Source organism: Protofrankia coriariae, from assembly GCF_001017755.1.
Taxonomy (GTDB): Bacteria; Actinomycetota; Actinomycetes; order Frankiales; family Frankiaceae; genus Protofrankia; species Protofrankia coriariae.
Genome location: NZ_JWIO01000002.1, coordinates 28,996 through 37,505, shown reverse-complemented (window position 1 = coordinate 37,505; position 8,510 = coordinate 28,996). Strand labels below are relative to the sequence as shown.

The following is an 8,510-nucleotide window of genomic DNA, read 5'->3' as shown; positions in this document are numbered from 1 at the left end:
GCGGGCCGCCTCGACCTGCTCGGCGCTGTGCCGGTGGTAGGAGCGGACGGTCTCGGCGATCTCCGCCAGGTAGCGGACGCGGGACGCCGGGAGCACCCTCGTCAGCCCCGAGGACGCCTTGACCGACACCCGCGGCAGCGTGCCGGCGGCCAGCGGCAGGCCCTTGGCCCCGAGCAGCGAGGTCAGATGCTGGTAGAGCGCGGTGACCCCGTCGTCGTTGAACCGGGCCGCGCTCGTCCCGAACACCGGCATGTCCTCCCAGGAGGAGCCGAAGGCCTCCCGGTTGCGCACCAGCTGACGGCCGACGTCGCGGCGGGCGTCCTCGGCCCCGGACCGCTCGAACTTGTTGATCGCCACCACGTCGGCGAAGTCCAGCATGTCGATCTTCTCGAGCTGGGACGCGGCACCGTACTCGGGCGTCATCACGTACAGCGAGACGTCCACCAGGTCGACGATGCCGGTGTCACCCTGGCCGATTCCCGGCGTCTCGACCACGACCAGGTCGTAGCCGGCGGCCTGGCAGGCCGCGATCACGTCGCCGATCCGTTCGGGCAGCTCACTGCCGGCGCCCCGGGTCGCCAGCGAACGGAAGAAGATCGTGGACGGGCCGTCGGCGTCCCCGAGCACGTTCATCCGGATGCGGTCGCCGAGCAGGGCGCCGCCGGCGCGGCGGCGGGTCGGGTCCACCGCGATCACGGCGGCGCGCAGCTTGTCCTGCTGGTCGAGGCGCAGCCGGCGCAGCAGCTCGTCGGTCAGCGAGGACTTGCCGGATCCGCCCGTGCCCGTGATGCCCAGCACCGGGACACCGGGCCGGGCCGCCTGGCGCACCTGGCGCGCGAGCTCGGGCGAGGCGCCGCCCTGCAACACGGTGATCGCCCGGGCGAGCGCACCCTGGTCACCAGCTGTGATCGCCGGCAGCGACGGCAGGTCAGTGGTCAAGTCGGTGTCGCACTCGGTGACGATAATATTGATCATCCCTGGCAGCCCGAGCCGCTGCCCGTCCTGCGGCGAGAAGATCCGGGCGACTCCGCGGGAGTGCAGCAGGGCGATCTCGTCGGGGACGATGACGCCCCCTCCCCCGCCGTACACCCGGATGTGGCCGGCGCCGCGCTCGCGCAGCCGCTGGACCAGATAGCTGAAGTACTCGACGTGCCCGCCCTGGTAGGACGACAGCGCCACCGCCTGGGCGTCCTCCTGGATCGCGGCCGTGACCACCTCCTCCACACCGCGGTCATGGCCGAGGTGGATCACTTCGACGCCCTGGGACTGCAGGATCCTGCGCATGATGTTGATCGCCGCGTCGTGGCCGTCGAACAGGGAGGCCACGGTGACGACCCGCACCGGATGCTGCGGGACGTGCAGGGGTGACTGACTGGCTGCGCCCATCCTCGAAACCTCCGGACCAACGGCGGGCATGCTCCCCCATCCAATAGTTGGATGGGCAGATATTAGGATGCCCACACAATAGGCTGGACGTCCAGACCCCAGCATGATCATCATTTTGCGGAGATTCCCGGCCGCATCCGCAACGGAAGGCGACGGGAGGGCGTTCCAGCCAGCTGGCGCCCACTGGATCAGCAATGACCACCGGGCGATGACCACCGGGCACCGGACCAGCATCATCCGGAACCAGCCCCAGAGACCGGGAAACGGGATCGAACAGGGGTTCCGATGCCCGGACCCCCAGCGCACCACCAGGACCTGCAGGGGTCCGCGGCCAGCGTTCGTCAGGCTGTTCCGAGGCGGTTCCAGCTCCAGATGGCCGCCCGCGCCGGGGGTGAAACAGCAACGGCCGGACGTTCCCCGGGTGGGAACATCCGGCCGTCAGGGACCGCGGAAGGCCGCGGAAGGACACCGGTGGAACATCCGCGGACACGCTGCCGCAAAGCGGCAGCCCGGCTACCCCTTGCGCTTCTCGATCGCCTCGGTGAGCTGTGGGACGACATTGAACAGGTCACCCACGACTCCGTAGTCGGCGAACTCGAAGATGGGCGCCTCCGGATCCTTGTTGATCGCTACGATCGTCTTGGACGTCTGCATCCCGGCCCGGTGCTGGATCGCACCGGAGATGCCGACCGCGACGTAGAGCTGCGGCGACACGGTCTTGCCGGTCTGGCCGACCTGCTGCTGGTGGGGGTACCAGCCAGCGTCGGTCGCCGCCCGGGACGCGCCCACCGCGGCGCCGAGGCTGTCCGCCAGCTTCTCGACCAGCGTGAAGTGCTCGGCGGCGCCGAGACCACGGCCGCCGGAGACCACGATCTGCGCCTCGGTGAGGTCGGGACGGCCCGACTTGGCCTCGACCACCCGGTCGAGGATCTTCGCCGACTTCGCCACGTCCGAGATCGTGATGTGGACGTTCTCCGTCACCGGGGTGGTCGGCGCGGCCTCGGGGGCGGTGGTGTTCGGCCGCACCACGAAGATCGGCGTCCCCTTGGTGACCTTCGAGGTGACGATCGTGGAGCCACCGAAGATGCCCTGGGTCGCGGTCAGGTCCGCCGCGACGGCGACGGCGTCCCAGAGCAGACCGGACCCGGTCTTCGCGGCCGTCCGAGCGGCGGCCTCCCGAGCNTGGCGGCCTCCCGAGCCTCCGCGGTGGCGGCCGTGAGGACCGCCGCGGGCGAGACGTCGGTCACCAGCTTGGCCAGGACCTCGGCCACCGGCGCCACCACATAGTCGACGACGTCGTCGGACTCGACGACGTACACCTTCGACGCTCCGTACTCCGCCAGGAAATCCTTGCTCTTCTCGTACGTGCCGGGAGCGCCGAGGAAGACCGCGGACGCCTCGCCCAGCGACCGGGCGAGCGTCAGCAGTTCGGCAGTGATCTTCTTCGGCTCGCCGTCCGCGTGCTCGACGAGTACCAGAACCTCAGCCATCGGATAAGGACCCCTCAGATCAGCTTCTGCGCGACGAGGAACTCGGCGGCCTTCGTACCGCCGTCGCCCTCGTCCTTGACGATCGTTCCGGTCTGACGGGGCGGCGCCGGCTGGGCGTCCACCACCGTCGACGCGGCGTTGGCAAGCCCGACCGTGGCGGGATCCAGGCCGGCGTCGGCAACGGACACGGTGGTCAGCGGCTTCTTCTTGGCCGCCATGATCCCCTTGAACGACGGGTAACGCGGCTGGTTGATCTTCTCGACGACACCGACGACCGCCGGTGTGGACGCTTCTACCAGAGCGTAGCCGTTGTCGGCCTGGCGTTCGATACGAACAGTGCCTGCCGCCGGGTCGACGGTCACCTTACGGGCCTGGGTGAGCTGCGGGAGCCCGAGCTGCTCGGCGAGCAGGGCCCCCAGCACACCGCCCCGGGCGTCAGAGGCCTCGGCTGCGGTGATGACGATGTCGGGCGACAGCGTGGAAATAACTTTCGCGAGCACGACGGACGTCTGCAGGGCGTCGGAGCCGGCCAGCTGCTCGTCGGTGATGTGCACGGCCTTGTCCGCGCCCATCGACAGTGCCTTGCGGATGGTCTCGATGGCCTTCTGCGGGCCCAGGGTGACCACTGTCACCTCGCCACCATGGGCTTCCTTGATCTTCAGAGCCTCTTCGACACCGTATTCGTCCATCTCGTTTATGACGTTGTCCACACTCTTACGATCGATCGTCTTGGTGACCGGATCGAGCTTCTTCTCTGCCCAGGTGTCCGGCACCTGCTTGACAGTAACAACGATGTTCACCACGCCTCGAGGCCTCCGTAGCCACTTTCATCGGTCTGCTTGTTCCTGACATGGTCGCACCGGCAACGTTGTCACGCTCAATGATCGCCGACGCGTCCGGTACCGCGCCCCGCCCACACCCGGAGCCACACTCCGTCCACGTTGCCACCGGAAGGCACCCACGTGTGCATTCAAGCCGACTTCTGCACAGTCCCTTCCGTCACCGTGATCGCATCACTACGTTCTGTCCCGAGGCTGAAAAAACACCCTGTCGTCACGAAAAGTCATTACACGAGCCATGAGGGCACAATGGACAGAAAACCGGAACTGATCGACTTCGTTCGGGATGATGACCCTGTATCGGACAAAGATGGATCCAGGCCCACGCTGTTCGCACGCCTGCTCGCCGAGACCTCGATCTCCGACACCCGTTTCGCCCGGCAGGTCAACGAGCGCGCACGGCGGCACCGCCGGATCGAGCTCGGGTTGGCCAGGACCACGGTGGGCCACTGGCGTCGCGGCATGCGCCCCCGCGACCCCATGGTGGCCGAGCTCGCCGCCGCCGAGATGTCGGCGCTGGTGGGCTACCGGATCACCCCGACCGACCTCGGTTGGCGGGGTGAGACATTTCGCGGGGACGACTTCGGGCTCACCGTGGCCGAGCAGCCCGCGGGCACCCTTGGAACCATCGCCGGACTCTCAGGACGCGACATGCGCAGGCGAGATCTCTTGCAGGACGGAAGCGCGTTCATAGCGAGCGCCTTCGCGGACTCGGTGCTGGCCAGCCTCACCGGCGTCGTCAGGACGGTCGACGACGACACCCCGGCCACCGCCCCGACCGCAATGATGATCAGGGACATGACCGAGACCTTCCGCAAACTTGACGCCCGGTACGGCAGCGGCGAGATCCGTGGACAGGTGGTCGCCTTCCTCCACGACCGGGCCAGGACCGCGCTGGAGGCCCGGCACACCCCGGATCTCTTCGGCGCGCTGGCCGAGCTGACCCAGTTCAGCGGCTGGCTCGCCCAGGACTGTGACCGTCAGTCACTGGCACAACGCTATTACATTCAGGCGCTCGGCCTCGCCGAACACGCCGGGGACGCCATGCTGGCCAGCCGGATCCTCTCCACCATGAGCGACCAGGCCGGACGTCTCGGCCAACTTCGCCAGAGCCTCGCACTGGCCAAGGCCGCCCTCGAGCGCTCCCGCTCCGTCGCGTCCCGCTCGGTACGGGTGATGCTGCACGACAAGCACGCCTGGGCCCTGGCCCGCAACGGCGACGAGGCCGGCTGTTGCAAGGCGCTGACCGCCATGGACGCCGAGCTCGACCGGGCTGGCGGCGACGACGACCCACCATGGTCCGCGCACTACAACGAGACGGACGTTGCCGAGTGCAAGGGCCACTGCTTCATGCTGCTCGGGTGGACCCAGCAGGCCGAGCCCCTGCTGCTGGAGTCCCGCGCCCGGCAGCTTCCGTCCCGGACCCGCACCCGCAGCTATGCCGAGGCGGATCTCGCCCTGTCCTATCTGCGCAGGCCCGGCCCGGATCTCGAAGCCGCCCTGGACGCCGGGAACCGCGCGGTCGACCTGGCGAGCAGTCTCGACTCCGCCCGGATCACCGAGAAGCTGCGCGATCTCGACCGCGAGCTGAGCCGGCACGACGACGTCGTCGCCGTCCGGGAGTGGCGCCGGCACGCCGCGCCGCTGGTGACCCGCCCCGGCGTCCCCACCAGGGTGGCCGCGACAGCCATCTCCGCGTGACCGGCCGAAGCCGCGGACCGGATCCGCAGGGAGCTTCACGGGCATGAGCTCCACGGCAACGCGTTCAACATCGTACATCGTATAAATCAGTACAGAAATTGATATATCAGTACAGAGAGGTACAAGCAGAGCCGTATGAGAAAGCCATAACGCGACAGATGTGAACAGGCCAGGGGCGAACTGGCCTGTGACGGCGAACGAGCCCTGTGACGGGCAGCCGGGGCGTGACGGCCCACGGCGCCCGTCACCGCGGTTGCGCTCACCGCTGGTAGACTATTACGCACCGTTGCCTGTCGGACGCATTCCGTTGGTACTGCAACGGACCGAACCATGGCGGACGAGACCCCGTTTTGTTACATCTTTACGCCGCTTTCGTACCCGTCCCGTAGCCCTCCCGTAATACGTCATATAAGTCACACCTTTTGCTGTCTGTGGAGAGCCGCCGACACGTTGTGGTTACCAGTGCGTAGGGTCGGGTTTCATGGTCAGGCACGAAGCGGCGACGACGCCCCGCCACACCACCGGGCCCCGCAACATCGCTGAACCCCGCCACACCGCCGGGGCCACCCCCACGTCCGATGACCACAACACCCTGCTCGCCTGGGCGGTCTTCGGGGAACGGACCGTACCGGGGGTGTGGTTCGAGCGGTACTGGTTCAAACGGCACGAGGCGGCCTATGCCGCGTTTGCCCCCTTCACCACCGGGGCCGTGGTCGTCGAGGCGGGCTGCGGCGAGGGGTACGGCGCGGCGATGCTGGCGAGGTCCGCCTCCCGGGTCATCGCGGTCGACACCGCCGCCGACGTCGTCGAGCACGTCCGGCGCACCTATCCCGCCACCACCCCTGTCCGCGCCGATCTCCAGCGGCTGCCGTTCGCCGACGCCACCGCCGAGGTCGTCGCGAACCTGCAGGTCATCGAGCATCTCAACGACCAGGAGGCGTTCCTGGCCGAGTGCGCCCGGGTGCTGCGCCCGGCCGGCACGCTGGTGCTGACGACCCCGAACCGGCTGACCTTCTCACCGGGGCTCGACACTCCCGCGAACCCTTACCACACCCGGGAGCTCGCCCCCGACGAGCTCGTCTCCCTCCTCGAGGAGCATTTCGTGGTCACCCGCCTGTGGGGCGTCTGGCACGCGCCGCGACTACGGGCCTGGGAGCGCCGCAACGGCGCGATCGTGGACGCCCAGCTCGCCCGCCCCTACCCGCAGTGGTCCGCCGCGCTGGCCGAGCGGGTACGCCGCACCGCCATCGACGACTTCGCCCTGCACCCGGACACCGCCGACACCCCGATCACGGCCTGTCTCGACCTGGCCGTGGTCGCCTACCGCCGGCCATGAGCCACCCGGCACGGCCCGCGGCGCCGACCCCGGCCGCTTCCCCGACCCCGACCGCTTCCCCGACCCCGACCATTTCCCCGACCCCGACCCGCGGAGCGGCCCGGACGCCGGCCGAGCCGGTCGGAACGTTCTGCCTGGTGCTGCACAGCCATCTGCCGTGGGTCGCGCACGCCGGCGCGTGGCCGGTCGGCGAGGAATGGCTCTACCAGGCCTGGACCGGTGCCTACCTGCCCCTGCTCGACCTGCTCGAGCGTCTCGCCGACACCGGCCAGCGCAACGTGCTCACCCTCGGCGTCACACCCGTGCTGGCCGCCATGCTGGACGACCCGTACTGCCTGTCCGGACTGGCCAGGTGGGTGGCGGACTGGCAGCTTCGGGCGCAGGGGGCACTGGTGGACGGCGTGCCCGGCGCGGGCCACGAAGGCGCGCTGGCCACCGCCGCCCTGCGCGCCGTCGAGGGCCGCTGGCGGCACGGGGCGTCACCGCTGCTGCGCCGCCTGGCCGACGCCGGTGTCGTCGAACTGCTCGGGGGGCCGGCGTCCCACCCGGTGCTGCCGCTGCTGGACGAGCGGATCGTGCCGGTCCAGCTCGGCGCCGGCCTCGACGACGCCGCCCTACGCCTCGGTACCCGGCCCCGCGGGATCTGGGCGCCCGAGTGCGCCTACCGGCCGGGGCTGGAACGGCACTACGCCGCCGCGGGTGTGACCCACTTCGTGGTGGACGGCCCGACCGTCGGCGGCGAGACCGCCGGCGCCTACGACGTCGCGGGCAGCGGCGTGCTGGCCTTCCCCCGCGACCTCGGCGTCTCCTACGAGGTGTGGTCGCCCACCGCCGGCTATCCCAGAGGCGCGTGGTACCGCGACTTCCACACCTTCGACCACGGCAGTGGCCTGCGGGTGTCCAGGGTGACGTCCGTGGACACCCCGCCCGGGCGCAAGGCGCCGTACGAACCCGCCGCCGCCCGCCGGGCCGCCGCAGACGACGCCGCGCGCTTCGTCGGTGTGCTCCGGCGGCGGCTGACCGAGCTGGCCGCGGCCAGGGACGGCCGCCGCGCGCTGGTCGTGTGCGCCTTCGACACCGAACTGTTCGGCCACCACTGGCACGAGGGGCCGGCGTTCCTGGAAGCGGTCCTCACCCTGCTGCCCGACGCCGGCATCCAGGCTGCGACGCTGTCACAGGCGGCCGCGGCCGGGCACGTCGATGGCGCCCGCGACCTGCCGGCGGGCTCCTGGGGGCGCGGCAAGGACTTCCACGTCTGGGCGGACGTGACCGACCTGGCCAAGCTCGCCGCCGAGGTGAACGGGCGGCTGGTCGAGGTCGTGACCGCCGCCGCCCACCCGGCCGAGCGGGACGACGTCCTCGACCAGATGGCACGGGAGGCGTTCCTCACCAGCGCCAGCGACTGGGCGTTCTGCGTCACCCACGACAGCGCCGCGGACTACGCCAGATCCCGGGCCTACACGCACGCGGGGCGTTTCGACGCACTGGCCGACACGGTCCACGCCCGCGACCGGCTCGCCGCCACCAGGCTCGCCCGCCACTACCGCACCCTGGACCACCCCTTCCCGGCCCTGGACGCCCGCCGGCTCACCAGGGCCTGACCGCTGCCGGCCAACCGGGGAAGATCGGCGCGAGTTTGTCGGCGTGTACGCCAATGCGGTGGAAAAACGTACAGAACGACAAACTCGCTTGGATCATGGTCCATACGGACGGTTGCGGACGGGGTCAGTGTGCGGTCGGCCGCGATGTCGGTGTGTA

5 protein-coding genes and 1 pseudogene (1 of these 6 running past the window's edge) are annotated in these 8,510 nt (G+C 69.9%); 3 read left to right on the top strand and 3 right to left on the bottom strand.

All coding sequences use genetic code 11. The features are described 5' to 3' along the window. The 3 genes and pseudogenes from icmF to FrCorBMG51_RS01220 form a co-directional block, all read right to left on the bottom strand. A protein-coding gene (gene icmF / locus FrCorBMG51_RS01230) for a fused isobutyryl-CoA mutase/GTPase IcmF (protein ID WP_047221319.1) crosses the window boundary here: on the bottom strand, window positions 1-1,386 show its start. 1,884 nt of this gene lie to the left of the window's left edge; the window shows 1,386 of its 3,270 coding nt (coding positions 1-1,386); it begins with the start codon at window positions 1,384-1,386; its stop codon lies off the left edge, out of view. Between the two features lie 513 nt (window positions 1,387-1,899). After that, window positions 1,900-2,876 (bottom strand): annotated as a pseudogene (locus FrCorBMG51_RS32965) (electron transfer flavoprotein subunit alpha/FixB family protein). Between the two features lie 14 nt (window positions 2,877-2,890). Further along, window positions 2,891-3,676 carry an electron transfer flavoprotein subunit beta/FixA family protein gene (locus tag FrCorBMG51_RS01220; RefSeq protein WP_043607045.1) on the bottom strand — a complete coding sequence of 262 codons (786 nt, stop codon included), beginning with the start codon at window positions 3,674-3,676 and terminating at the stop codon, window positions 2,891-2,893. A 288-nt stretch (window positions 3,677-3,964) separates the two neighbouring features. Between FrCorBMG51_RS01220 and FrCorBMG51_RS01215 the strand changes: the two genes are divergently transcribed. From FrCorBMG51_RS01215 to FrCorBMG51_RS01205, 3 genes are all read left to right on the top strand, one after another. Further along, window positions 3,965-5,416 (top strand): NsdA family TPR-like regulatory protein, encoded by a 1,452-nt coding sequence (locus tag FrCorBMG51_RS01215; protein WP_047221318.1) that lies wholly within the window; start codon window positions 3,965-3,967, stop codon window positions 5,414-5,416. A gap of 481 nt (window positions 5,417-5,897) precedes the next feature. Then, window positions 5,898-6,752 (top strand): class I SAM-dependent methyltransferase, encoded by an 855-nt coding sequence (locus tag FrCorBMG51_RS01210; RefSeq protein WP_083730918.1) that lies wholly within the window; start codon window positions 5,898-5,900, stop codon window positions 6,750-6,752. Then, the gene (locus FrCorBMG51_RS01205) at window positions 6,749-8,353 is read left to right on the top strand and encodes a 1,4-alpha-glucan branching protein domain-containing protein (RefSeq protein ID WP_083730919.1); all 1,605 of its coding nucleotides are present in this window, start codon (window positions 6,749-6,751) and stop codon (window positions 8,351-8,353) included. The genes FrCorBMG51_RS01210 and FrCorBMG51_RS01205 overlap by 4 nt, the downstream gene beginning before the upstream one ends. The last annotated feature ends 157 nt before the right edge of the window (window positions 8,354-8,510 follow it).

What these genes read in the sequence shown, in the direction of transcription:
- FrCorBMG51_RS01210 (WP_083730918.1), top strand. Translation starts at nt 5,898, where the DNA reads ATGGTCAGGCACGAAGCGGCGACGACGCCCCGCCACACCACCGGGCCC.
- FrCorBMG51_RS01205 (WP_083730919.1), top strand. Translation starts at nt 6,749, where the DNA reads ATGAGCCACCCGGCACGGCCCGCGGCGCCGACCCCGGCCGCTTCCCCG.
- FrCorBMG51_RS01215 (WP_047221318.1), top strand. Translation starts at nt 3,965, where the DNA reads ATGGACAGAAAACCGGAACTGATCGACTTCGTTCGGGATGATGACCCT.